This is a genomic window from Burkholderia sp. Leaf177 (assembly GCF_001424345.1).
GTDB lineage: Bacteria > Pseudomonadota > Gammaproteobacteria > Burkholderiales > Burkholderiaceae > Caballeronia.
The window spans coordinates 146412-170720 of record NZ_LMPF01000023.1 but is presented as its reverse complement, the minus strand read 5'-3'; the positions used below and the strand labels follow the sequence as shown (position 1 = coordinate 170720).

General features: G+C 60.2%; 17 protein-coding genes. 9 read left to right on the top strand and 8 right to left on the bottom strand.

What is annotated here, in order from left to right; all coding sequences use genetic code 11:
• Nucleotides 1–121 precede the first annotated feature (121 nt).
• The 5 genes from ASG35_RS21835 (at nucleotide 122) to ASG35_RS21815 (ending at nucleotide 5854) form a co-directional block, all read left to right on the top strand.
• A complete protein-coding gene (locus ASG35_RS21835; RefSeq protein WP_082508545.1) occupies nucleotides 122–1204 on the top strand; it encodes an alpha/beta fold hydrolase in 1083 nt (360 codons plus the stop codon).
• Between the two features lie 374 nt (nucleotides 1205–1578).
• Nucleotides 1579–2985, top strand: coding sequence for a circularly permuted type 2 ATP-grasp protein (locus ASG35_RS21830; protein WP_056362577.1), 1407 nt, complete (start codon nucleotides 1579–1581; stop codon nucleotides 2983–2985).
• A gap of 72 nt (nucleotides 2986–3057) precedes the next feature.
• The gene (locus ASG35_RS21825; protein ID WP_056363733.1) at nucleotides 3058–4011 is read left to right on the top strand and encodes an alpha-E domain-containing protein; all 954 of its coding nucleotides are present in this window, start codon (nucleotides 3058–3060) and stop codon (nucleotides 4009–4011) included.
• Nucleotides 4012–4034: 23 nt separating this feature from the next.
• Nucleotides 4035–4832: a transglutaminase family protein gene (locus tag ASG35_RS21820; protein WP_056362574.1), complete on the top strand. Its 798-nt coding sequence runs from the start codon at nucleotides 4035–4037 to the stop codon at nucleotides 4830–4832.
• Between the two features lie 152 nt (nucleotides 4833–4984).
• Entirely contained in the window at nucleotides 4985–5854 is an 870-nt protein-coding gene (locus tag ASG35_RS21815) for a proteasome-type protease (RefSeq protein WP_082508544.1), read from the top strand.
• A 168-nt stretch (nucleotides 5855–6022) separates the two neighbouring features.
• Here ASG35_RS21815 and ASG35_RS21810 read toward each other — a convergent pair whose 3' ends face one another.
• From ASG35_RS21810 to cobA, 5 genes are all read right to left on the bottom strand, one after another.
• Nucleotides 6023–7195, bottom strand: a complete 1173-nt coding sequence (locus ASG35_RS21810) for a porin (RefSeq protein WP_056362570.1) — start codon at nucleotides 7193–7195, stop codon at nucleotides 6023–6025.
• A 358-nt stretch (nucleotides 7196–7553) separates the two neighbouring features.
• Nucleotides 7554–8855 carry a YihY/virulence factor BrkB family protein gene (locus tag ASG35_RS21805; protein ID WP_056362569.1) on the bottom strand — a complete coding sequence of 434 codons (1302 nt, stop codon included), beginning with the start codon at nucleotides 8853–8855 and terminating at the stop codon, nucleotides 7554–7556.
• A 194-nt stretch (nucleotides 8856–9049) separates the two neighbouring features.
• The gene (locus ASG35_RS21800; RefSeq protein ID WP_056362566.1) at nucleotides 9050–10210 is read right to left on the bottom strand and encodes a CmpA/NrtA family ABC transporter substrate-binding protein; all 1161 of its coding nucleotides are present in this window, start codon (nucleotides 10208–10210) and stop codon (nucleotides 9050–9052) included.
• Between the two features lie 10 nt (nucleotides 10211–10220).
• Nucleotides 10221–10796 (bottom strand): ANTAR domain-containing response regulator, encoded by a 576-nt coding sequence (locus tag ASG35_RS21795; RefSeq protein WP_056362563.1) that lies wholly within the window; start codon nucleotides 10794–10796, stop codon nucleotides 10221–10223.
• A 77-nt stretch (nucleotides 10797–10873) separates the two neighbouring features.
• Nucleotides 10874–11635, bottom strand: a complete 762-nt coding sequence (gene cobA, locus ASG35_RS21790; RefSeq protein ID WP_056363731.1) for a uroporphyrinogen-III C-methyltransferase — start codon at nucleotides 11633–11635, stop codon at nucleotides 10874–10876.
• Nucleotides 11636–12123: 488 nt separating this feature from the next.
• On the opposite strand from cobA, the gene ASG35_RS21785 reads away from it, so the two are divergent.
• The 4 genes from ASG35_RS21785 to ASG35_RS21770 are packed head-to-tail and all read left to right on the top strand — an operon-like array spanning nucleotide 12124 to nucleotide 20521.
• Nucleotides 12124–13452: an MFS transporter gene (locus tag ASG35_RS21785; RefSeq protein WP_056362560.1), complete on the top strand. Its 1329-nt coding sequence runs from the start codon at nucleotides 12124–12126 to the stop codon at nucleotides 13450–13452.
• Between the two features lie 14 nt (nucleotides 13453–13466).
• The gene (gene nirB / locus ASG35_RS21780; RefSeq protein ID WP_056362557.1) at nucleotides 13467–16001 is read left to right on the top strand and encodes a nitrite reductase large subunit NirB; all 2535 of its coding nucleotides are present in this window, start codon (nucleotides 13467–13469) and stop codon (nucleotides 15999–16001) included.
• Between the two features lie 11 nt (nucleotides 16002–16012).
• On the top strand, nucleotides 16013–16360 hold the full coding sequence (gene nirD, locus ASG35_RS21775) for a nitrite reductase small subunit NirD (protein WP_056363730.1): 348 nt from the start codon (nucleotides 16013–16015) through the stop codon (nucleotides 16358–16360).
• Between the two features lie 6 nt (nucleotides 16361–16366).
• The gene (locus ASG35_RS21770) at nucleotides 16367–20521 is read left to right on the top strand and encodes a sulfite reductase subunit alpha (RefSeq protein WP_056362553.1); all 4155 of its coding nucleotides are present in this window, start codon (nucleotides 16367–16369) and stop codon (nucleotides 20519–20521) included.
• A gap of 39 nt (nucleotides 20522–20560) precedes the next feature.
• Here the strand turns inward: ASG35_RS21770 and ASG35_RS21765 are convergent, their stop codons facing one another.
• The 3 genes from ASG35_RS21765 to ASG35_RS21755 form a co-directional block, all read right to left on the bottom strand.
• Nucleotides 20561–21286, bottom strand: a complete 726-nt coding sequence (locus tag ASG35_RS21765) for a haloacid dehalogenase type II (RefSeq protein WP_056362551.1) — start codon at nucleotides 21284–21286, stop codon at nucleotides 20561–20563.
• Between the two features lie 28 nt (nucleotides 21287–21314).
• Nucleotides 21315–22787 (bottom strand): NAD-dependent succinate-semialdehyde dehydrogenase, encoded by a 1473-nt coding sequence (locus tag ASG35_RS21760; protein WP_056362547.1) that lies wholly within the window; start codon nucleotides 22785–22787, stop codon nucleotides 21315–21317.
• Between the two features lie 116 nt (nucleotides 22788–22903).
• Nucleotides 22904–24283, bottom strand: coding sequence for an MFS transporter (locus ASG35_RS21755; RefSeq protein WP_056362543.1), 1380 nt, complete (start codon nucleotides 24281–24283; stop codon nucleotides 22904–22906).
• Nucleotides 24284–24309 lie beyond the last annotated feature (26 nt).

The following is a 24309-nucleotide window of genomic DNA, read 5'->3' as shown; positions in this document are numbered from 1 at the left end:
CACGCGAACGAGCGCTCAACGATCAACGCCCGCACACGATAAAATTCCCTCGCCGCGGTATTCCTGCTCAAGCGCCGTGAGTGCCGGTCCTTCCTGTTTTTATCCGCGAGTTTATGCGCCCATGACTTTGTTCAGCCGCCTGTTTTGCGCTGTTTTGGCTTCGGTTTCACTGCTTGCATCGCCCGTGTTCGCGGATGAAACCGCTTCATCACCCGCGACATCGGCGACATCTGCAACACCCGCCGCCGCCGATAACGACAACGACGGCCCCGTCTACGGTCCCGAGTTGCAGGGCTTCGACTATCCGTATCCCGTCGGCCGCTTTGCGATTTCATCGCAGCGGCAGATCGTGCGCATGGCTTACATGGATGTAGCGTCGAAGAACCCGAACGGCCGGACGGTGGTCCTGCTCCACGGCAAGAATTTCTGCGCGGCGACGTGGAAGGAGAGCATCGATGTGCTGACGAACGCGGGTTATCGTGTGATCGCGCCGGATCAGATCGGCTTCTGCAAATCGACCAAACCCACGCGATATCAATACACATTCCAGCAACTTGCCCGCAACACGCACGCGCTGCTCGAAGCGCTCGGCGTCAAGAAGGCGACCCTCGTTGCGCATTCCACGGGCGGAATGATTGCCGTGCGTTACGCGCTCATGTACCCGCAAGACACCGAGCAGCTCGTGCTGGTGAACCCGATTGGCCTCGAGGACTGGAAGGCGAAGGGCGTGCCGTCGATTTCCATCGACGACTGGTACACGCGCGAGTTGAAGACGACCGCCGACGGTATTCGCAAGTACGAGCAGTCCACGTACTACGCGGGTCATTGGGACACGCGTTATGAACCGTGGGTGCAGATGCTGGCGGGGATGTATCGCGGGCCCGGGAAAGATATTGTGGCCTGGAATTCGGCGCTGCTCTACGACATGATCTACACGCAGCCGGTGGTTTATGAATTCGGGCAGATCCGGACGCCGACGCTGTTGCTTATCGGCGATAAAGATACGACCGCCATTGGCAAGGATCTCGCGCCACCGGATATCCGGCCGACGCTCGGGCGATATCCCGAACTTGCAAAGCAGGCCGCAGCGGCAATTCCCGGCGCCACATTGGTCGAGTTTCCGGATTTCGGACATGCGCCGCAGATGCAGGATCCGAAGGCTTTCCACAAAGCTTTGCTCGAAGGTCTTGCGGCACGTAACTAGCCCCGCGACCAAACGCGATTTTGCATCGAACCGCAGGCGGCGCGCTTTACAGCCGCGCCGCGCGTCGCATTGCATCTCAAATACCCCATTGATCCAACCCGCGATATAACCTACCGTGCACCACATGGGGGCATCGTGCGGATCGCGCTTGGCATTAGCGAAAATCTGCCGCACCCATTTGAAGCAGCCACCTTGCATACCCCGCCAAAACAATGAGTAAAAACAAGTATTAAAAAAATGGCACGGCTGTTGCTTTATTGAGGATACTGAAACTACGAGAGCGTCGGACAAAAGGCGTGGCAGGGCGACGAGCAGCGGTGTCGTCAAATCACCCACGAGCGGCATTCGCGCCGCGATCAAAAAAGGACGCACAGATGCAGATCTACGACGAAATGCGTCACGAAGAAACCGTGCGGGCGCACTACGCACGATTCTCACGGTGGCTTTCAACGCAAAGCCCCGAAACCATCACGCGCAAACGCGCCGAAGCGGATCTATTGTTCCGGCGCGTTGGGATCACGTTCGCCGTGAATGGCGACTTGTCCGGCACCGAGCGCCTGATTCCCTTCGACATGATTCCGCGCATCATTCCCGGCGACGAATGGCGCAAGCTCGAAGCGGGTCTCAGGCAGCGCGTGCGCGCGCTGAACATGTTTATCCGCGATATCTATCACGATCACGACATTGTCCGGGCGGGGAAAATTCCGGCCGAACAGGTCTATACCAACGCGCAATATCGGCCGGAAATGCAGGGCGTGGATGTGCCGCTGGATGTCTACGCTCACGTGGCCGGCGTCGATGTGGTCCGCGCCGGTGACGCCGGCGAGTTCTATGTGCTGGAAGACAATCTGCGCGTGCCGTCGGGCGTGTCGTACATGCTCGAGAACCGCAAGATGATGATGCGGCTTTTCCCCGAACTCTTCGTGCAGAACCGCATTGCGCCAGTGGCGCACTATCCGGATCTGCTGCTGGAGACGCTGCGCTCCATCGCGCCGGCGGGTGTGGACGATCCCAACGTGGTCGTGCTGACGCCCGGCATGTACAACTCGGCGTACTTCGAGCATTCGTTCCTGGCGCAGCAAATGGGCGTGGAACTGGTCGAGGGCAAGGATCTTTTCGTCGATGAAAACTACGTCTTCATGCGCACGACACAAGGGCCGAAGCGCGTTGACGTGATTTATCGGCGGCTCGACGACGACTTCATGGACCCGCTTGCGTTCCGTACAGATTCGGCGCTGGGCGTACCAGGCTTGCTGACGTCGTATCGCGCGGGACGGGTTGCGCTGGCGAACGCCATGGGCACGGGCATTGCCGACGATAAATCCATCTATCCGTTCGTGCCGGACATGATCGAGTTCTATCTTGGCGAGACGCCGATCCTGAACAACGTGCCGACGTTCCAGTGCCGCAAGCCCGACGACCTCGCGTACACGCTCGCGCATTTGCCGGAACTCGTGGTGAAAGAGGTTCACGGCGCGGGCGGTTACGGCATGCTGGTCGGTCCGGCGTCGACCAAGGCCGAGATCGAAGCGTTCCGCGAGCGGCTGATCGCGCGGCCCGATGGGTATATCGCGCAGCCGACGCTCGCGCTGTCCGCGTGCCCGACCTTCGTGGAATCGGGGATTGCGCCGCGCCATATCGATCTGCGTCCATTCGTGCTGTCCGGCAAGGAAGTGACGATGGCCGCCGGCGGCCTCACGCGCGTGGCATTGAAGGAGGGTTCTCTCGTCGTGAATTCGTCGCAGGGCGGCGGCACGAAAGATACCTGGATGGTGGATTAATCACTCGGAAGGCCAAGGCCTCGAGCGCGGCGCTGGTTCAAAAGCGCCGCATAACAACGGAACGCCATCATGATGCTAAGCCGTACTGCCGATCACCTGTTTTGGATGGCCCGATACATGGAGCGGGCAGAGAACACCGCGCGCATGCTCGACATCAACCTGAAGGGCATGCTGCTGCCGCAGACGCCGGAGCAGATCGCGCGCTCGCAACGTTCCGTGCTGCGTATTTCGGAACTCGAATCATTTTTCGAGCAGCGTTTCCCGGGCTCTGATTCGCTCGAAGACATGCTGCACTTCATGGTTGCCGATTCGGGCAATCCGTCGAGCATCATTTCGTGCTTGCATGCAACGCGTGAAAATGCCCGCGCGGTGCGCGGCACGCTGACCACCGAAGCGTGGGAAACCATCAACTTCACGTGGCTCGAATTCGGCGAAAAGCTCGCGGCCGGAGAACTCGAAAACAGTCCGGATACGCTGTTCGAATGGGTCAAATACCGCTCGAATCTGTGCCGTGGCGTTATGGTCGGCACCGCGCTTCACGACGACGCCTTCTGGTTCATCCAGCTCGGCATGTACCTGGAGCGCGCGGACAACACGGCGCGCATTCTGGACGTGCGATTCGCCGATGCCGAACCGAATTCCCGCGAAGCCGCGCGTCAACTGGAAGACTTCTATTACTGGACATCGATATTGAGTTCGGTGTCCGCGCTGGAAATCTACCGGAAGGTGTATCGGGACGTTGTGACGCCTTCGCGCGTGGTGGAGTTGCTGATCCTCAACGCGCAGATGCCGCGTTCGCTGCTGGCGTCGCTCGATGGCGTTTGCGAAACGCTCGACAAACTCCGCACGGACGGTTCGAACGATTGCGAACGCTTCGCCGGCAAGTTGCGCGCGGACGTGTTGTACACGGATATCCGCCAGATTCTCGAAACGGGTGTGCACGCTTATCTGACGCAATTCCTGAAACGGGTCGATGAGCTGGGCGTGCGTGTCATGCGCACATTCCTCATGTTGCCTCTCGCCTGAACGCATCCGTACTGGGAAAAATCATGCTTCTGACCATTCGGCATCACACGCGCTACCGCTACGCCGTGCCCGTGCAGTATTCCATCCAGCAACTGCGCATGACGCCGGCGAACGGCTCGGCGCAGATGGTGCGGCGCTGGCATATCGATACCATCGGCAAGCTCGACGTCACGCGCGACGCTTATTCCAACACCCTGCATACGCTCGTGCTGACCAAACCGCACACGGAGATCAGTTTGTCGGTGACGGGGCAGGTCGAGACCACCTTGCTCGATGGCGGCCGCCTCAACGACGGTCCCGGCCGGATCCCGCTGCAGCACTACACGTGTCACACGGCGCTGACCGAAGCCGATGCATCGATCCGCGAGCTTGCGCATTCGGTATCGAAGATCGACTCGCCGGCGGCCTTGATTGCGCTGGCTGAGAATATAGAAGGGAAAGTGCATTTCAAGACGGGCGTGACAGCCGTTACGAGCACCGCGGCCGAAGCGCTGAGACTCGGCAATGGCGTTTGCCAGGATCACGCACATTTGATGCTCGCCTGCTGCCGGTCGCGCGGCGTGCCGGCGCGTTATGTGAGCGGTTACATCGATCCGGGCGATGTCCCGCATGCCGCGAGCCACGCGTGGGTGGATGTGTGGATCGACGATGGCTGGGTATCCGTGGACGTGACGCACGCTGCGTTCGCCAGCGGCCGATACTGTCGCCTGGCCGTCGCGCGCGACTACGAAGCAGCAGCGCCGGTACGCGGCTCGCGCGTGGGCGGGAAAGAGGAGCGAATGAGCGTGGATGTATCGGTGCAGGCAATGGCCGATCAGTAACGCGACGGTTTTGTTCAAGCGCAGCGCGGATTTGCCGTTATGTCGGAAGTAGACGAACGGTGAGTTCGAGCACACGTTTTCTCAGCACCTTTCTGGCCGGTCCGGCGAGAGCGCGCTTACAATACTGCTTTGCTTCTTTCAGGGATTCACGGATGACTTATTGCGTGGCAATGCGCGTTGACGAAGGGCTGGTTTTCCTGTCCGATACACGCACGAACGCCGGGGTCGACCACGTCAGTGCGGCCCGCAAGATGGCGGTTTTCGAACAACCGGGCGAACGGGTTCTCGTGTTGCTCGTCGCGGGCAATCTGGCGCTGACGCAGGCCGTCATGCAGTTGTTATCGGAACCGGCTCCCGAAGACAAACTCACGCTCTACAACGCGCCTTCCATGGCAGATGCAGCGCGGCTGGTCGGCGATGCCGTGCGCGAGGTTCATCGGCGGGACGCGGCGACGCTTGCGGAATTCAGCGTCGACTTCAACTGCAGTTTCATTCTCGGCGGACAGATTCGCGGCGCGAACACGCGGTTGTTCATGATCTATTCGGCGGGGAATTTTGTCGAAGCGTCGCAGGTGAGTCCGTATTTCCAGATTGGTGAATCGAAGTACGGGAAGCCGATTATCGATCGGGTGATTACGCCTGCCACGCCGCTCGATGAAGTTGCAAAGTGCGCGCTGGTATCCATGGATTCCACGCTGCGTTCCAATCTGTCCGTTGGATTGCCGCTCGATCTGCTGGTCTACGAGAAAGACTCGCTGCGGGTCACGCGCTTTTCCACGCTAGATCACGACAACCAGTATTTCCAGATGATTCATCGCACGTGGGGCGAGCGGCTGCGGCAGATTTTCGGCGAGATTCCAAATCCGACTTGGGCCGATCCGGCGAACGTTCCGCTGCGGGCGCGCGAAACGGTATCGAGCGTGCCGCGGGTGGTGCACGGCGACGCGCTGACGCAGCCGGATACATCGGTGCCGCCGTTTCAAACGCTCATGCAGCCGGATACCGGGCGATCGCAACAGTAGGTTTTCCTCTGCACGGTTTTTCGCGAACCAAGCCGAAATGAAAAAGCCCGCTGTCGAAAGACAGCGGGCTTTTCTTCGTGCTGAGGTCATCGCGCATAAAAAAACAGCCATCGCGTGAAGCCGATGGCTGTTTTTGAATCGAAGCCGTAACCGGCTTCAGATCCAGCTTTAGAACTTGTGACGGATACCGACGATCACGAGTTCCTGGTTGCTCGTACCAGCGTAGCCGTACGAACCGATCGAAGCTTGCGCAGCCTGATCGACACGAACCGTCTGGCCTGCAGCGTTCGTGGTGTACGTAGCTTGCGTGCCGCTTGCGTGCTGATAAGCCGCTACAGCGTAGAAGTCCGTACGCTTCGACACCGAGTAGTCCGCGCCGAGCGAAGCCTGATGGTACTTGGCCGACGTATCGCCGCTTGCCTTCTCGTACGTGTAGCCTGCGCCCAACAAGAGAGCCGGCGTAGCCTGGAAGTTCACGAACGCGTTGCCGATGTTGTACTTCTGCGTCGACGTGTAGGCCGAATTGCCGTCCGGTGCGTACTGCGCATTGCTGTACGACGCGCCGACCGTTACCGGGCCGATTGCGTATTGAGCAGCAGCGCGAGCGATACCGATCGAGTGAGCGGTCGTGTAGCCGTTGTTGATCGGGCCGTCGAACAGCGAATCCGACGACGGGCTGTTCCATGCCGGTCCGCGGCCAGCGCTCGGGTTGCTCGAGTAGAAGTAACCAGCAGCCAATCCCAACGGGCCGTTGTTATACGCAACGGCGCCCGACCACGTCTGGCCTTGGCCCGTCGTGCCAGCCAGGTTGCTGAAGCCGTACAAACCTTCGACTTGCAGGCCTGCCCAGTTCGGCGACACGTACTTGACAGCGTTCGACGTACGCAAGCTGTTGTCGTAGTTGTCTACGTCGCCCGGGGTTGCGAAGGCCGAACCGAAATAGTTGTCAGCCGTGATGCCTTGCACCATGTCGACCAGCGGGTCGTATTGACGACCGATGGTGACCGTACCGTACTGGTCAGCGGTCAAACCAACGAACGCTTGACGACCGAATTCGCGGCCGCCTTGGCCCAGACGGCCCGTACCGATGTCAAAACCGCTTTCCAACTGGAAAATCGCCTTAAGACCGCCACCCAGGTCTTCCTGACCCTTCAAGCCCCAACGATCGCCCGACAGGTTGCCGTTGATCATGCCGACCAGCTTCTGATTGCCTTGTGCGTTGTGCACGTAGCCGATGCCCGAATCGATCACGCCGTACAGCGTCACGCTATTTTGCGCTTGGGCTGCGCCAGCTGTGCCGAGCAGTGCCAGCGAAAGGGAAGTCAGTGCGAAACGTTTCATCGAGTTCTCCACGCGAAGATTTAAATTCGTTGTTGCCGGCGCAGAGAATAACGCAGCGTTACAAAAGGGAAGAACCAGAAAATAAAACCTGTCTCAAAAATCAGACACTTTTGCACGTCATCTCGAAATGGCGTTGCGGTCAAGCCTGTCAAGGGTTTAGCGCGGGATTCATCTATTGAAAGGAGAGCGACATACTCTTCTGGACAAAGTTCCCGTTAATGAATAGTCAACGGGATTTCGCTCGAATCTTTATTAGATTTTTACTAATTCGGCGATATAGCAATACGTTATGAGCTATTACCAGATGCGGGCTTTTTGAGTGCCGGCGAAAGAGCAGCCCGGGCGGGCTGCGCTGTCTTTAATCAATGCGCGGCGGCTGGTCGCGCCCGGAGAGGAGTGCGAGCGCGATGCCGGCACCGCCCGCGAGCAACACGGCGCGCCATGGATGACGCCGCACCAGGTCGTTTGCTTGCACGGCCTTTCTACCGCAGCCGAGCATGGCCTGAGCCGTTGCCTTCGTGGCTGTCGTTTCGGCTTGAGCCAGTTTCCGGCTGAGCGTGAGCGCCGTGCTCAGAGCGGAAACCTTCTTCCGTGCTTGTTGCGTGAGTTTTTGCGAGCGCCCGGCGCGTTGTTCTATCGATGTACGGGATGGTCCGGGTACGACTGCGGATGTTTCCAGCGTGGCTGCAATGCCGTCGTCCGGACGTCCGCTGATTGTCGATCCAGCCAGCATCGATCCAATCTTGGCGCGGCTGCCCGGCGGCACGCGGCCGCTTTGCTGACCCCACGCGCCGCGTGGATCGTGCAGGCGAGCGCGTGCGGCTGAGAACTCCGCGCCGAGCAGCAGGACCGCCGCCGAGAAGTACAGCCACATCAGCAACACCGCGAGAGAGCCGGCCGCACCGAAGGAATTGGCCGTTCCCGCATGCGTCAGGTAGAAAGCAAAGAGTTTCTTGCCGACGGAAAACAGGATGGCCGCGACCAGACCGCCTACCAACGCGTCGCGCCACTGCACGCGGGCATCGGGCAGGAATTTCAGCAAGGCGCCGAACGCCAGAGACAAAATGACGAGGCCGACCGCAAGTTGAACCACGTCGCCAATGATCACGAAAGACGAATCGCCCCACAGCCATTTGCCGACAGCCTGGATGGCGGTATCGAGGACGAGCGAGACGATCAGCAGGAAAGCCACGCCCAGCACGAGGCCGAACGAAATCAGCCGGACGCGCACCATGGCGAATACGCTCGACTTCGGCTCGCCGGAGAGCGGCCAGACGAGGTTCAGCGCGGTATTCAGCGATGAAAACGTCGCCGATGCACCCACCGCCAGCAATACAAACGAGATGACAGCCGCGATGCCCGTCCCTCCGCTGCGATGGGCATTTTCAACAATGCTTTGCACGCTTGCGGCCGCTTGGTCGCCGAGCATGCCGTTGACTTGATGGAATAGCTGTCCGCGCGCCGCTTCCGCGCCGAACACCCAGCCGGCGACTGCGATCACCATGACAAGCGTCGGCGCGAGCGAAAACGCGGAGTAGAACGCGATGCTCGCTGCCATTGCCGCGCACCGGTCCTCGCCGAATTTCTTGAGAGCGCCCATGACCCAGGACGCGTCCTTCTTGACCACAGCCTGGAGTTTCTCGGTCGACATCGTGCTCATGACAGCCCCAAATTCGTTTGATAGTCAGATCTGACGGTTTGTAATGCCTTGGAGCACGTTGCGTTCCACCGGTTGCCGAGAAGAGCTGGAGGTCGTTGCGGACGCGCCCGCGATACTTTAGCCGCTCACTACCGCGTTTTTGTATTAATTAGATGATTAGCGGTAATTATCAGCGAAGCAACGCGTGGCGGAGATTATTTGGCAGAAGGTAAATATCGCAGCGTGAACCCATCGAGATAAGCAGCCGGATTCTGCCCGTCCCACACACGGCCATCGATAAAAACATCAGCGCGCTTTCCTTCTGGCACATGCACATTCATCAGCGCCGCCGCTTCTCGGTACAACGCCGTCTGGCAGAGCGCGGCGGCGCTGGCCGCATCGTCGTGATCGCCCTGAAGCATTCCCCATCGGCGAAATTGGGTGAGGAACCACAGCGCATCGGACGCGCGCGGATAATTCACGGCGCCTTCGCTGAAAAAGTTGACGCCTGGCGGCTGAATCGGGAATCGCGCCGCGTCGTATTGGCCGAGCAGCCGCTGCGCGATCAGCTCTTGCGGCGCGCCGACCACATCGGGTGCGGCGAGCCAGGCAGAAATATCCGTCCGATGTTGCGGGTTGTCGAGCCATCGGCAAGCTTCCAGCATGGTCTGGATCAACGCACACGATGTCCGCGGATAGTGCTCAACGAAATCACGCCGGCTCGCGAGCACTTTCTCCGGATGCTCCGGCCAGATCTGACTGGTCACCGCGACCGTCTTGCCGGCACCGCGCGCTTCGGCCACCGCGTTCCACGGTTCGCCGACACACAGGCCGTCGAGTTCGCCGTCGATCAATGCATCGACCATTTGCGGCGGCGGGATCACGACGCTGCGGATATCGCGCAACGGATGCACGCCTTGCGACGCGAGCCAGTAGTACAACCACATGGCGTGCGTGCCGGTCGGGAAAGTCTGCGCGAACACCGGACGCCGGCCGAGCGTGGCAAGCGCGCCTTGCAGATTGCCGTGCTGTTCCAGCGCGTGCGTCAATCGGTTCGATAACGTGATCGCCTGCCCGTTACGGTTCAACACCATGAGCACAGCCATGTCGCCCTGAGGCCCGCCAATGCCCGTCTGCACGCCGCATACGAGCCCGTAAAGCGCATGAGCCGCATCGATCTCGCCCGACAGCAGCTTGTCGCGCACCGCGGCCCACGACGGCTGCCTGCACAGTTCGAGCGTCAACCCATGACGATGACCGAACTCGAGCACTTTCGCGACGACGAGCGGCGCGGCGTCGCTCAATGCCACGAAGCCGAGACGGATATGCGTTTTTTCGGGCTTGCCGGCGAAAGAAGAGGGCGAGGGAGTGTTCATGTCGTGCGGGCTACCCTAATAGATCGGCCATCGATACCAACTGCCGGGCGACTTCAGCAAGCTTCATCCCCTGGTCCATTGCGCGTTTGCGGAGCATGGCATACGCGTCCTGCTCGGACATCTTGCGCCGATCCATCAGGAGGCGCTTGGCCCGGTCGATGAGCTTCCTGTCCGCGAGTTCCGTCTCGGCGTCGGCGAGGCGCTTGAGCAATTGCACTTCGCGTGCGAAACGCGCGAGCGCCACTTCGAGAATCGGTGCGAGCCTTTCCGCTTCGAGCCCTTCGACGAGATACGCACTGACGCCGGCGCCGACGGCATCGCGGATCAGCTGCTGGTCGGCGTCGTTGCTGAACATGAGGACAGGGCGCGGCGCGGTCTCGTTCATGACGGCCAGGTGTTCGAGCGTGTCGCGCGAAGGCGATTCCGTATCGATGATCACCACGTCCGGCCGCTGCTCTTCCACGACCCTCGGCAACGCGGCGGGCGTCGCGACTTCGGCGAGCATGTCGTAGCCGAGGCGTGCAAGCGCCTGGCGCAAATCGCCGATGGGTTTGTCGGTGTCGGTGACGAGAAGCACGCGAAGCATGGGGTCGGTTCACAAGTGCCGGATTATTTATTCAGGAACAACGGAGGCACTTCAACGGCAAATCCCTTCGACTCCGATCAAGCGGCACGCTGGACATCGCGCGCCGGTTGCTCGATCCACTGCGCCGCTTCGCCAATTGCGTTGCCAACGAGGATCACCGCGGGGCTGCTCAAGCCGGCGTCAACCGCATCGACTGCCAGCCTGTCCAGCGTTCCGAGCCAACGGCGTTCATCGGGCGTTCCTGCCCACTGGACGACCGCCGCGGGCGTGGATGCGGGCAGCGCGCTCATGAGCGAAACGCAAAGGCTTTCGATGCGCGTCATGCCCATATAGATGGCGAGCGTCGTACCGGTCGCCGCCAACGCGGCCCAGTCCGGTTCGCCGTGGTCCTGCTTGTGTGCGGTGACGAAGGTCACGCCCTGGCAATGCTCGCGATGCGTCAGCGATACACCCAGACTCGCCGCCGCCGCGAAGCCCGACGAGATCCCGTTGACGATATCGACCGGAATGTGCGCGCGTCGCAACGCAGCGAGCTCTTCGCCAGCGCGGCCGAACAACAGCGCGTCGCCACCTTTCACGCGCACCACATGCAAGCCTTTCAACGCGTATCGCTGCATCAGCCTTTCGATGAAAGCCTGCGGCGTCGACTTGCATCCGCCGCGCTTGCCCACGCGAATCACGCGCGCGTTCGGCGCAAGAGAAGCGATCTCGGGATTCGCGAGATCGTCGAGCAGGACGATATCGGCAAGTGCCAGCGCTTTCGCGGCTTTGATGGTGAGCAGATCGAGGTCGCCCGGGCCTGCGCTGAGCAGAGTCACTTTGCCGGTAGTCATGTTGATGTCCTTTGGCGGTTCCAAAACAAAACGGCATCCGCTCGTGCTCGTGCACGAAGGGACGCCGTTGTCCTGGATCGCCGAAAGAGGGTCAGCGCTCGACATCGTTGCCAGGCGCTCTTATGCAAATGCAATATCCAGGCCATGACATGTGGCGCAATACGGGCTCATGCACCAGTCGTTGATTGATCTTCGGCTCGCACGTGCGCAGTGCTGCGGCGCACCGTGCCTGTGCTTCGCTGCATCAAAAAGCGTCGGCGCCTGGTCGCTGGAAATGACACGAAATCGCGCAAAGCCACGCCGCACCTTGCAGAAGCTCGCATGGCATACGCCTTGCATTTAATGTCGGCAACGGATCAACGACGATCCCGTCTCTTTGTTTCGAATATCACCTTATTGCAGCGGCCCTAACGGGCTTCCTGGACAACGGCGTCCCCTGATTTCAGTCAACTGGCTGGACTCACGGGACGCCTTTTTGTTTTTGTGGAACGGCCATGTCAGATAAAGCAACACGGATCGACCTCTTCAGTTTTCGCACGGCGCCGATGCGCGCGTTCCACCTCACGTGGATGGCGTTCTTCGTGTGCTTCTTCGCGTGGTTCGCATGCGCGCCGCTAATGCCGTTAATCCAGCGCGAGTTCGGTTTGTCGATCGATCAGGTCGCGAACATCAACATTGCAGCGGTCGCGGCGACGATCCTGGTACGCCTGATCATCGGCCCGATGTGTGATCGATACGGCCCGCGCAAGGTCTATACAGCGCTGCTTGTATTAGGTGCATTTCCCGTGCTCGCGGCCGCGCTCTCCGGCGGTTATACGAGCTTCCTGCTTGCGCGCCTCGGAATTGGTGCAGTAGGCGCGAGCTTCGTCATTACGCAGTACCACACGTCGGTGATGTTTGCGCCGAACGTGGTCGGCACCGCCAACGCGACGAGCGCCGGATGGGGCAACGCCGGCGCGGGCGCCGCGCAAGCGCTGGTGCCATTGTTGCTAGCGGCAATGCTGGCCTTCGGTGCAAGCGATGCATCCGCCTGGCGCTACGCGCTCGTGGTCCCGGCCCTCGCAATGCCGCTCATGGCAGTGTTCTATTGGCGTCTCACGCAAGATTGCCCGCAAGGTAATTTCGATGAATTGCGCGCGCAGGGAATAACCATCGATGGCGGCAAGAAAGGCGGCTGGGCGAGCTTTCGCGCGGCGTGTGCCAACTACCGCGTATGGATGCTGTTCGTGACCTACGCCGCGTGTTTTGGCGTCGAGGTGTTCATCCATAACATCGCTGCGATCTATTACGTCAATCATTTCCATCTCTCGCTGAAAACGGCGGGACTTGCAGCGGGTAGCTTCGGCTTGCTGGCGCTCTTCGCGCGCGCATTGGGCGGCTGGCTCTCGGACAAGTTCGCAGCGCGCCGCGGACTCGATGTGCGCTCGACCTTGCTGTTCGTGTTGATCGCAGGCGAAGGTCTCGGCTTGTTCTGGTTCTCGCATGAAACCAGCGTAGGACTGGCTATCGTCGCGATGCTCTGCTTCGGCCTGTTCACGCACATGGCTTGCGGCGCGACGTATGCGCTAGTGCCGTTCATCGACCGGAAGGCGCTTGGCGGCGTGGCCGGGATCATCGGCGCGGGCGGAAACGTGGGCGCGGTTGCCGCAGGATTCCTGATGAAAGGCCTTGGCAACGTTCAGCAAACGCTGGCAATGCTCGGCGTGCTCGTCTCGATCTCCGCGTTGTGCGCGCTGGCCGTGCGCTTCAGCACCGAGCACAAGGCACGCGAAGCCGAATTGCGCGCGGATGCATTGGGCATCAACAACAGCATTGCAAACTGAGAGCGTTCAACATCATGAAAATCGTCGTCATCGGGCATGGAATGGTGGGGCATAAGCTTCTGGAATGCATCGCTGAGAAAGCCGGGCATGAACTCGATATCACCGTGCTTTGCGAAGAACCGCGGCCGGCCTACGACCGCGTGCATCTCTCGGAATTTTTCTCCGGCAAGACCGCGCAGGATCTGTCGCTGGTCGAGGCAGGATTCTTCGAGCGCGAGAATGTGCGAATCGAACTCAATGCGAAAGCGGTATCGATTGATCGTACGGCGAGAACGGTGACCGTATCGAGCGGCGAGGTTCTCGGCTACGACAAGCTCGTGCTTGCTACGGGATCCTATCCGTTCGTGCCGCCGGTTGCGGGCAACGACCGGGGCGACTGCTTTGTGTATCGAACGATTGAAGACCTCGAAGCCATGAAGGAATGCGGCGCGCGATCGAAGATTGGCACGGTCGTGGGCGGCGGTTTGCTGGGACTCGAATGCGCGAAGGCGCTGCGCGATCTCGGGCTTCAGACGCATGTGGTCGAATTTGCGCCGCGCCTGATGGCCGTGCAAGTGGATGACAGCGGCGCGCGCGTGCTGCGCAGCAAGATTGAAGAGCTTGGCGTGACCGTTCACACGCAGAAGAACACGGTGGCAATTGTCGACGGCGAAGCGGCCACGCATCGCATGCAGTTTTCCGACGACACGCATCTCGATACCGACATGATCGTGTTCTCGGCCGGCATTCGTCCGCGCGATGAAATTGCCCGTATCAGCGGCCTCGAAGTGGGCGCGCGCGGGGGTATCGTGATCGACGACAACTGCGTGACGAGCGACGAAAACATCTACGCCATCGGCGAATGCGCGCTGTGGCAAGGACAGGTGTTCGGCCTCGTTGCGCCGGGCTACGACATGGCGCGCGTGGTCGCGAAGCAATTGCTCGGCGAAGCGCATGCGTTCGCGGGCGCGGACATGAGCACGAAACTCAAGCTCATGGGCGTGGACGTTGCGAGCATTGGCGACGCACATGGCAAGACGCCGGGCAGCCGCGCGTACCAGTTCAGCGACGAACGCAAGCAGGTCTACAAGAAGATCGTGGTGTCCGATTGCGGCAAGTTTCTGCTCGGCGGCGTGATGGTTGGCGACGCGAACGAATACGGCACGTTGCTGCAAATGATGCTGAATCGCATCGAGTTGCCGGAGTCGCCGGAGTTCCTGATTCTCCCTTCCTCCGATGGCCAGCAGAAGCCCGGCCTTGGCGTCGACGCGCTGCCGGCATCGGCGCAAATCTGCTCGTGCAACGATGTATCGAAGGGAAAGATTTGCGAGGCCGTTTGTGCGGGCGCGATGAGTATCGGCGCATTGAAATCTGCGACCAAGGCGGGCAGTTCGTGCGGCGGGTGCGTGCCGCTCGTCACGCAAGTGATGAAGGCCGAGATGAAAAAGCAAGGGCTCGCGGTCAACAATCATTTGTGCGAGCACTTCGCGTTTTCGCGGCAGGAGCTTTACCACATGGTGCGCGTGGAGCGTATCAAGACCTTCGGTGAATTGCTCGCCAAACATGGACATGGACTCGGTTGCGATATCTGCAAGCCGACGGTCAGCAGCATCCTTGCATCGTGCTGGAACGAGTTCGTGTTGAAGAAAGAACACGCGAGCCTGCAGGATTCGAACGACTACTACCTCGCGAACATTCAGCGCGACGGAACGTATTCCGTCGTGCCGCGCATGGCAGGCGGCGAAGTGACGCCCGATGGTCTGATCGCCGTTGGACAGGTCGCGAAAAAGTATGGGCTTTACACCAAGGTGACGGGCGGCGCGCGCGTCGATCTGTTCGGCGCGCGAGTCGAGCAATTGCCTTTCATCTGGGAAGAGTTGATTGCAGCGGGATTCGAATCGGGTCACGCGTACGGCAAGTCGGTGCGTACCGTGAAGTCATGCGTGGGATCGACATGGTGCCGGTTCGGCGTGGGCGATTCGGTTGGCCTGGCTATCGATATCGAGAACCGCTACAAGGGCCTGCGCGCGCCGCACAAGATCAAGTTCGGCGTCTCCGGATGTACGCGGGAATGCGCGGAAGCGCAAGGCAAGGACGTGGGCATCATCGCGACCGAGAAGGGCTGGAATCTTTATGTGTGCGGCAACGGCGGCATGAAACCGCGCCACGCCGAGTTGCTCGCGTCGGATCTGGATGCAGTGACGCTCGTGAAGTATATCGACCGCTTCCTGATGTTCTATGTGCGCACAGCTGATCGACTTCAGCGCACGAGCGTATGGCGCGACAACCTGGAAGGCGGTCTCGATTATCTGGTCGATGTCGTCGTGCACGACAAGCTCGGCCTTGCCGCCGAACTCGAAGCGGAGATGCAGCACGTTGCCGATACCTACGAATGCGAGTGGAAAAAAGCCGTCACCGATCCGGACACGCGCAAACGCTTCCGCCACTTCGTGAATAGCGACGCGTCCGACAACAACGTGAGTTTTGTCGAGGAGCGCGGACAGATCCGTCCTGCCACGCCAGCCGAGCGCAAGTTGATCGGCATACCCGTTGTCGTCGAAACTGTTTGATGGAGAGCCTGATGAACATCGACCGAATTCCGCCAGTGTGGGCGCCCGTTTGCGCGCTTAGCGATATCTTGCCGAACACCGGCGTATGCGCGCTGATCAACGGTGCACAAGTGGCCGTGTTCCATCTCGCCGATGGCGACGGCGGCGTGTTCGCCATCGACAACTTCGATCCGGGCTCGCAGGCATCCGTGCTTTCGCGCGGACTGATCGGCAACCTGGGTGATCGCATCGTGGTTGCATCGCCGATCTACAAACATCACTTCGATTTGCGCACCGGCGAGTGCCTCGAAATTCCCGCAAACTCGGTCAATGCTTTCGCCACGCGTGTTGAAGATGGACACGTATGGGTTGCGGTCTAGGCTGATATGAATGCTGGCAGCGTCAAGTCTGTTTGCCCCTATTGCGGCGTCGGCTGCGGAATGGTCCTGCACGTCGAGGACGGGCAAGTCGTCAAGATATCGGGCGACAAGGAACATCCCGCCAACTTCGGGCGTCTGTGCACGAAAGGGCAATCCGCGCATGTCGCGTTGCGCAAGTCGGGCCGCCTGGAAAGCGCATTCATTCGTCATGCGCGCGGCCAGGACCCGGTGCCACTTCCAATGGACCAGGCGCTGTCCGATACCGCTCGCCGCCTGCGCGCCATACTCGATCAACACGGCCCCGACGCACTTTCGTTCTACGTGTCCGGGCAGATGTCGATAGAAGCGCAGTATCTCGTCAACAAGCTCGCGAAGGGGTTCGTGGGCACGAACAACATTGAGTCGAACTCGCGGCTTTGCATGGCGAGCGCGGGCAGCGGCTACAAGCTTTCGCTGGGCGCGGACGGACCGCCGGGTTCGTATCAGGACATCGATAAAGCCAATCTCTTTTTCGTGATCGGCGCGAACATGGCCGACTGCCATCCGATCCTTTTTTTGCGCATGATGGATCGTGTGAAAGCGGGCGCGAAGCTGATCGTGGTCGATCCGCGCCGCAACGCCACCGCCGATAAAGCCGATCTCTTCATGCAGATCAAGCCCGGCACGGACCTCGCGCTGCTCAACGGGCTTCTGCATCTGCTGCACGAAAACGGTCATACGGATGCGCTTTTCATACATGAAGCGACTGAAGGCTGGGACGCCATGCCCGCCTTCCTCGCGGACTATACGCCCGGAAAAGTAGCCGCGATCACCGGCATTGCCGAAGCCGATATCCGGCGTGCCGCGCAATGGATCGGTGAAGCGCCTGAGTGGATGAGCTGCTGGACGATGGGGCTTAATCAGAGCACACACGGCACGTGGAACACGAACGCCATCTGCAATCTGCATCTTGCCACGGGCAGAATCTGCCGCGCCGGAAGTGGCCCGTTTTCACTCACCGGCCAGCCCAACGCCATGGGCGGCCGCGAGATGGGATATATGGGTCCGGGTTTGCCCGGGCAGCGCTCGGTACTTGTAGACGAAGACCGAAAGTTCATCGAGGGCCTGTGGAAAATTCCGGAAGGTACGCTCAAGACATCGTTGGGGAACGGCACCGTCGATATGTTCTCGCGCATGGCCGCCGGCAGCATCAAGGCGTGCTGGATCATCTGCACGAATCCGGTGGCGAGCGTGGCAAATCGCCAGACCGTGATAGCGGGATTGCAGGCGGCTGAACTCGTTATCACGCAGGATGCTTTCCTCGATACCGAGACCAATCGATACGCGGACGTCCTTCTGCCTGGCGCTTTATGGGCCGAAGCCGAAGGCGTGATGATCAACTCCGAGCGCAATATGACGCTCACGCAAAAGGCAATCGAACCGCCCGGAACGGCCATGCCAGACTGGCAGATCGTGGCGCGAGTGGCATGCGAGATGGGTTTCGCCGATGCGTTCAGCTATGCATCGGCTGAAGAGGTTTTTGCGGAGATCGTGCGGACCTCGAACGTGAAGACCGGTTACGATCTTCGCGGCGCGAGCCATGAACGGCTTCGCGAATCGCCGTTGCAATGGCCCGTCGAACAAGCTGCTTTATCTGATCGCAATCCTGTTCGTTACATCAACAATGGTGTGCATCAAACGCTGAAGGTTCTGGCCGATGGCACTCGCCCGCAACTCGTGTTTCCGACCGCCAGCGGCAAGGCCGTGTTCTTCGCGCGGCCGCATGTGCCGCCCGCCGAGATGCCGGATGTGGAGAGGCCGATCGTGTTGAACACGGGACGTTTGCAGCACCAGTGGCACACCATGACGAAGACCGGCAAGGTTGCAATGCTCAACAAGCTCAATCCGAAACCATTCGTGGAGATTCATCGGGAAGACGCGGCGGCTTTGGGGATAGAAACGAACGATTCCGTCGAGATCAAATCCCTTCGCGGTCGTGCCGTCCTGCCCGCCGTCGTGACCGACCGTGTTCGCGCGGGAAATTGTTTTGCGCCAATGCACTGGAACGATGCCTACGGCGACGAGCTGTGCATCAATGCCGTGACCAACGATGCAATCGATCCCATATCGCAGCAACCCGAATTCAAGTTCTGCCCCGTTGCCCTGAGCCGTGTGGCGCCGGAAACCAGCGACGTCTTGCCCGATACGCACGATGAATCCACCGATGCTCGAACCGTCGATCATGCCAGCACCATTCAGGAACCGGACATGTCCCGTCTAGATAATCTGTCCGCGTTGCTCGGCATTCGGGAAACGCCGGCGCCGCAACTCAGCGACGCGGAACGTTTGTACATCGCCGGATTCATGAAGGGTTTGCGTTCTGATGGTGGCCGGTCGGCTCCGGGTGTTCCCGTGCTGCCTGTCGGTGCGCCTTGTGCTCCGCAGACCCGTCTATGGTTCGATGGCTTGCTTGCCGGCATGTTCAGCCGCACGGAGATCGGCGCTCCTGTTTCTGCTGTGCAACCGATACACGAATCAGCGGTACGCATCGTGAGAGCGCGGCCGAAAGTGACGTTGCTGTGGGCATCGCAAACGGGAAACATCGAATCATTGACGGAGCAATATGCAACTCAACTGATGGAGTCGGGCTTCGAGATCCGCACGTCGTGCATGGATGATTTTGCGGTATCGGGTCTGGAGAAAGCGCAATACGTGTTGCTGATGACCAGCACGTTCGGCGATGGCGACGCACCCGACAACGGCCAGGCTTTCTGGACCGATCTGCAAGCCGCGAACGCCCCGCGCCTCGACAATGTGCATTACGCAGTGCTCGCTTTTGGCGATCGAAACTACGATGCGTTCTGCGGACACGGCCGCAAGCTCGATGCGCGTTTGCTGGAACGGGGCGCGAAACGTCTGGCGGAACGCGCGGATTGCGACGTCGAATATCAACGCGATGCCGATGCGTGGCTCGAACGGATCGTCGCCCGTATCAAGGCGGAAGATGAAGCGCTGCACGCCGTCGCCGCCGATGGAATGATTCCCGCCGTCCTGCCCGGAACGGTTGCTTCGAAGTCGCATCCGGCTGCTTCGCGGCTCGTTGCAAACTTGCGGCTGAACAAGCAGGGCGCAACGAAGGACACGCGTTATTTCTCGTTTGCATCGAAGGATGCGGGTCTTGAATACGAAGCTGGCGACGCATTGGGCGTGTGGCCGAGCAACTGTCCTGAACTCGTCGATGAACTCATCAGCTTGAGTCGTCTTTCAGCGGACGCGCCGGTGACGGTGGCGGGCGCGGGCGAAATGCGTCTGGCCGATGCGCTCGGCAAGCATTACGAGATTGCGCGGCCGAGCGCCGATGCGTTGGCGTTCATCGCGGCGCGTACGGAGAACGGCGCCTTGAAGGACATGCTCGGAGACGATCGCAAGGCCGATCTCAAGAAGTGGCTTTGGGGTCAGCAATTGGCCGATGTCTTGCACGAGTTTCCGGTGAAGCTTTCCGCGAACGAATTGACCGGAATGTTGAAGCGCATGCAGCCGCGTTTGTATTCCATTGCGTCGAGTCCGAAGGCGCATGCGGGCGAGGTTCATCTCACGGTTTCGGCGGTCCGTTATAACAATGGGCGGCGTCATCGGAAGGGTGTGTCGTCGACCTTTCTCGCCGATCGCGCAGGCGATATCAACGTTCCCGTGTTCGTGCAAAAGTCGGCGCACTTTCGCCTTCCACGCAATAGCGATGCACCCATGATCATGGTCGGTCCCGGCACGGGCGTGGCGCCGTTCCGAGGTTTCCTGCATGAACGTGCGGCGCGCGGCGATAGCGGCCGCAACTGGTTGTTCTTTGGCGAGCAGCATTCGGCGACCGATTATTACTACGGCGATGAACTCGATGAAATGCGTCGCAAGGGATTGCTAAGTCGTCTCGACCTGGCATTTTCGCGCGATCAGGCCGACAAGATCTACGTGCAGGACCGGATGCAAGAACAGGGCGCGGAGTTGTGGAAGTGGCTTGAAGAAGGAGCGCATTTCTACGTTTGCGGCGATGCGAGCCGGATGGCGAAGGACGTGGATGCAACCTTGCGATCCGTGGTGAGCCAGCACGGCGCCCTGAGCGACGACAAGGCGCAAGACTACGTGAGCCGCATGATCAAGGAAAAGCGTTACGTGCGAGATGTTTATTGAACGGGCCGTTTGCGCGGCAGCGGCCCGTTTGTCAGTCGATCAACCTTTCGCCAACGCTTCCCGATGCGCCTTGCTAAGCTCGGCCATGCTCGTGAACTTGAAATCGATGCGCGGCTGCTCGCCCGGATTCATCGTTGCGCCGAAGCCCTGCTGCGCATGCCGCCGATAAATCCAGCACGATGCCAATCCAAACGCATTCGCCGGCTTGTGGTCATGAAACAGGCTCTCGGCCGTATGCAGAATCGTATTCTTCTCAATGCCCATGCCGCCTAACTTATCCAGCATGTACTCGAAGTTGCGCGGCGACGGTTTGTACGAACCAATGTCCTCGGCGGTAAGCACGGCGTCGAACGCCACTTTGAGCTTGGCGTTGCTATAGGCAAAACTCTCGTTATCGATATTGGACAGGATCACCAGCTTGAAATGCTGCTTCAGGTATTGCAGCGACTCCGCGGAATCCTCGAACGCGGGCCAGTGTTGAACCGACTGTCCATACGTCACGCATTCTTCGCGCGTGACCGGCACGTTCCATTCTTCGGCAATCCGCTTGTAGACGATAGGCAGCAGATCGCGATAGCGCATCGCCGGCGTATAAAGTTGTTGCGATGACTCATGGCGTGCGTGGGCTTCGAGCACCACGTCGCGTGTAAGCGGATGGCCAGCACGCTCTATCAGCGGTTGCAAGCCATTCATGATTCCGCTTTCCCAGTCGATAAGCGTGCCGTAGCAGTCGAATGTCAGTGCCTTAAAGTCGGTGAGTTTCATAAGAATCTAGCTAAAGGAAATTGATCCGCTAGTCTAATCCACCCTGACACACGTACTTGATCGAGAGGTAATCGTCCAGGCCGTATTTCGAGCCCTCTCGACCATAACCTGATTCCTTCACGCCGCCAAACGGCGCCGCTTCGCTGGCAAGCGCGCCTTCGTTGACGCCTACAATGCCGGCTTCCAAAGCCCGCGCAACGCGGTCGATACGCTTGACGTCCTGGCTATAAAAATACGATGCCAGCCCGAACGGTGTGTCGTTGGCGGCTTTGATTGCTTCGGCTTCGTCATCGAAACGAAACAGCGGGACAACCGGACCGAAGGTTTCCTCGGAGCACAGCAACATGTCGGAAGTCGCGTCCGATATCACCGTCGGCGCAAAATAATTGGGACCGAGTTCGGGCAGACGTTTGCCGCCCGCAAGGATGCTCGCGCCGTGGGATTTTGCATCGTCGACATGCCGCGCGATCTTGTCGAGTGCGCGTGAATTGATCATGGGGCCGATCTGCGCGGCGGGATCGGAAGCGGGCGCGACCTTGAGTTGCCCGACGCGCTGACTCAGCAGATCCGCGAACTTCGCATAGACGCCCGATTGCACGTACACGCGATTCGGACACACGCATGTCTGTCCGCCATTGCGAAATTTCGCGACGAGCAGGCCGGTCACGGCGGCGTCGAGATCGGCGTCATCGAAGACGATGAACGGCGCGTTGCCGCCAAGCTCGAGCGACAGTTTCTTCAGCGTGTTCGCAGATTCGCGCGCGAGATATTTTCCGACGGGCGTGGAACCGGTGAAGGTGATCTTGCGCACGCGTGGATCGTCGAGCCAGTCGGCGACCGCCGGCACCGCTTTCTCGCGTGATGCAGTGATCAGGTTCAGCACGCCCGGCGGGACGCCTGCCTCAAACGCAAGCAGAACCAGCGCGAGCGCGGTCAGCGGCGTGTCCTCTGCAGGTTTGGCGACGACGGTGCATCCCGCAGCCAAGGCCGGCGCGATCTTGCGGGCGATCATCGCAAGCGGAAAGTTCCATGGCGTGATCGCGGCAACAATGCCGATGGGCTCTTTCACCGCCGTCATGCGCTTGCCGCGTTGCTGCTGCGGAATGATGTCGCCGTAGATGCGCGTGGCTTCGTCGGCGAACCATGCAACGTAGGACGCGCCATACGCCACTTCGCCGCGGCCTTCGGCGAGCGGCTTGCCTTGCTCGAGCGAGATGAGCGCGCCCAGGTCGTCCTGATGCGCGAGGATCAGCGCGTTCCATTTGTGAAGGATCGCGGCGCGTTCTTTCGGCAACAGGTCGCGCCACGCGGGCAGTGCGCGCGCGGCGGCGTCGGTGGCTGCGCGTGCATCGTCGGGGCCGCTGTCCGCGACCTCTGTTATCAGTTCGCCGGTCGCCGGATTGGTGACGGCGAATCGGTCACCGCTCGAGGAGGCAAGCCATTGTCCATCGATGAAATTTTTGGAACGGATCAGTTCCGTCCGCCCTAGCACGAGAGCCATGAGTGATTCCTTTGAAAGACGATTCGCTTAGACGCCAATGCTAAGTGGAATCGTGCTTGCGGCCATCCTATGAGTCGCAGGATGGCGGCGCGAGTTCATCCATCTAAAGCTAGGGTCTAACTGCGCAATTGCGTGGCCGCGATGTCTTCGAGCGAGCGCCCGCGCGTTGGCACGCCCATTAGCACGACTGCCAGCGCGCCGATCACCAGCACGAACGTTGTCGCACCGAACACGCCGCCAAATCCGAGTATGGGATAAACATAACCAACAAGGATTGGCGCCGCGATTGCGCCTAGCCGCCCGATGGATGAAGCCATGCCCGCGCCTGTCGCGCGTACGTCCGTTGGAAATACTTCAGGCGTGTACGCATAGACGCCGGCATAGGTACCGTTCATGAAGAACGACAACAACACGCCGGACGCCATGATGCCGGCGTCGCTACGCGTGAGTGCAAGGCCGAGCGCGGAGATGCCGCCAAGGACCATATACGATGCAATGGTCGCCTGTCGGCCGATTTTTTCATTGAGGTACGCGCCTGAAAAATAGCCCGGAATCTGCGCGATATAAATCACGAGCGAATACGAAAAACTGCGGGTGATCGTCATGCCGTTCTGCACGAGCAAACTGGGAATCCATGTGAAGAAAGCGTAGTAGCTGAAGGTGATGGAGAGCCACATCAGCCAGGTCATCGCCGTGATGCGTGCGAGTTTTCGCGACCATAAGGCCTTTACGTTCGCCAGCGCGGACGCGCGTTGTGTCGCGACTGGCACGACGGAATCAGCGGCTGGGTCGGTTTCCGGCAGCGGCTCCAGCTTGACGCCCGCCGCCATCAGTTCGGCCTCGGCTCTTGCCACGATCGCTTCGGCTTCATCGTGCCGGCCGCGCGCGACCAGCCAGCGCGGCGACTCGGGCAATGCTCGCCGCCACCAGAGCAACATCACGATCGGCATTGCCGTGATCACCATGACCCAGCGCCATGCGTTGGGCGAAAGCGGAATCACGAGATAACCGAGCAGCGCAGCCGCCACGAAACCGAACGAGAAAAATCCTGCGAGGCTGCCCGTGAACGCCCCGCGATAACGCCGCGCCACAAACTCGGAAAGGAACGGTGCCACGATCGCGCTTTCCGCGCCCGTGCCGAGCCCCGCGACAATCCGCGTCGCGAGGAAGAACGTCCAGTCGTGCGCGACGGCGCTCGCAAGCGACGCGACGCAATAGATCACGAGCGCATACATCATCACGCGCTTGCGGCCGATCAGGTCGCCAAGAATGCCCGCCAGCATCGCGCCGAGAAAATACCCGATGAACGTACCGCTGCCGAGCACGCCGGTCTGTACGCTGGTGAGCGCCCACTCCTTGCGCAACACTGGGAGAAGGAAGGCGAGAACAGCGGCGTCCATTGCGTCGAACGTGTAGCCGAGTCCACCCATCAAAAGCAGCTTTCTATGAAACGAGGAAAACGGCATACGCTCGATACGGGCGGAAATCGTCGACATGCTTGCACGCCTCGCTGGCAGGAGTT

What these genes read in the sequence shown, in the direction of transcription:
- ASG35_RS21835 (WP_082508545.1), top strand. Translation starts at nt 122, where the DNA reads ATGACTTTGTTCAGCCGCCTGTTTTGCGCTGTTTTGGCTTCGGTTTCA.
- ASG35_RS21830 (WP_056362577.1), top strand. Translation starts at nt 1,579, where the DNA reads ATGCAGATCTACGACGAAATGCGTCACGAAGAAACCGTGCGGGCGCAC.
- ASG35_RS21825 (WP_056363733.1), top strand. Translation starts at nt 3,058, where the DNA reads ATGCTAAGCCGTACTGCCGATCACCTGTTTTGGATGGCCCGATACATG.
- ASG35_RS21820 (WP_056362574.1), top strand. Translation starts at nt 4,035, where the DNA reads ATGCTTCTGACCATTCGGCATCACACGCGCTACCGCTACGCCGTGCCC.
- ASG35_RS21815 (WP_082508544.1), top strand. Translation starts at nt 4,985, where the DNA reads ATGACTTATTGCGTGGCAATGCGCGTTGACGAAGGGCTGGTTTTCCTG.
- ASG35_RS21810 (WP_056362570.1), bottom strand. Translation starts at nt 7,195, where the DNA reads ATGAAACGTTTCGCACTGACTTCCCTTTCGCTGGCACTGCTCGGCACA.
- ASG35_RS21805 (WP_056362569.1), bottom strand. Translation starts at nt 8,855, where the DNA reads ATGAGCACGATGTCGACCGAGAAACTCCAGGCTGTGGTCAAGAAGGAC.
- ASG35_RS21800 (WP_056362566.1), bottom strand. Translation starts at nt 10,210, where the DNA reads ATGAACACTCCCTCGCCCTCTTCTTTCGCCGGCAAGCCCGAAAAAACG.
- ASG35_RS21795 (WP_056362563.1), bottom strand. Translation starts at nt 10,796, where the DNA reads ATGCTTCGCGTGCTTCTCGTCACCGACACCGACAAACCCATCGGCGAT.
- ASG35_RS21785 (WP_056362560.1), top strand. Translation starts at nt 12,124, where the DNA reads ATGTCAGATAAAGCAACACGGATCGACCTCTTCAGTTTTCGCACGGCG.
- nirB (WP_056362557.1), top strand. Translation starts at nt 13,467, where the DNA reads ATGAAAATCGTCGTCATCGGGCATGGAATGGTGGGGCATAAGCTTCTG.
- nirD (WP_056363730.1), top strand. Translation starts at nt 16,013, where the DNA reads ATGAACATCGACCGAATTCCGCCAGTGTGGGCGCCCGTTTGCGCGCTT.
- ASG35_RS21770 (WP_056362553.1), top strand. Translation starts at nt 16,367, where the DNA reads ATGAATGCTGGCAGCGTCAAGTCTGTTTGCCCCTATTGCGGCGTCGGC.
- ASG35_RS21765 (WP_056362551.1), bottom strand. Translation starts at nt 21,286, where the DNA reads ATGAAACTCACCGACTTTAAGGCACTGACATTCGACTGCTACGGCACG.
- ASG35_RS21760 (WP_056362547.1), bottom strand. Translation starts at nt 22,787, where the DNA reads ATGGCTCTCGTGCTAGGGCGGACGGAACTGATCCGTTCCAAAAATTTC.
- ASG35_RS21755 (WP_056362543.1), bottom strand. Translation starts at nt 24,283, where the DNA reads ATGTCGACGATTTCCGCCCGTATCGAGCGTATGCCGTTTTCCTCGTTT.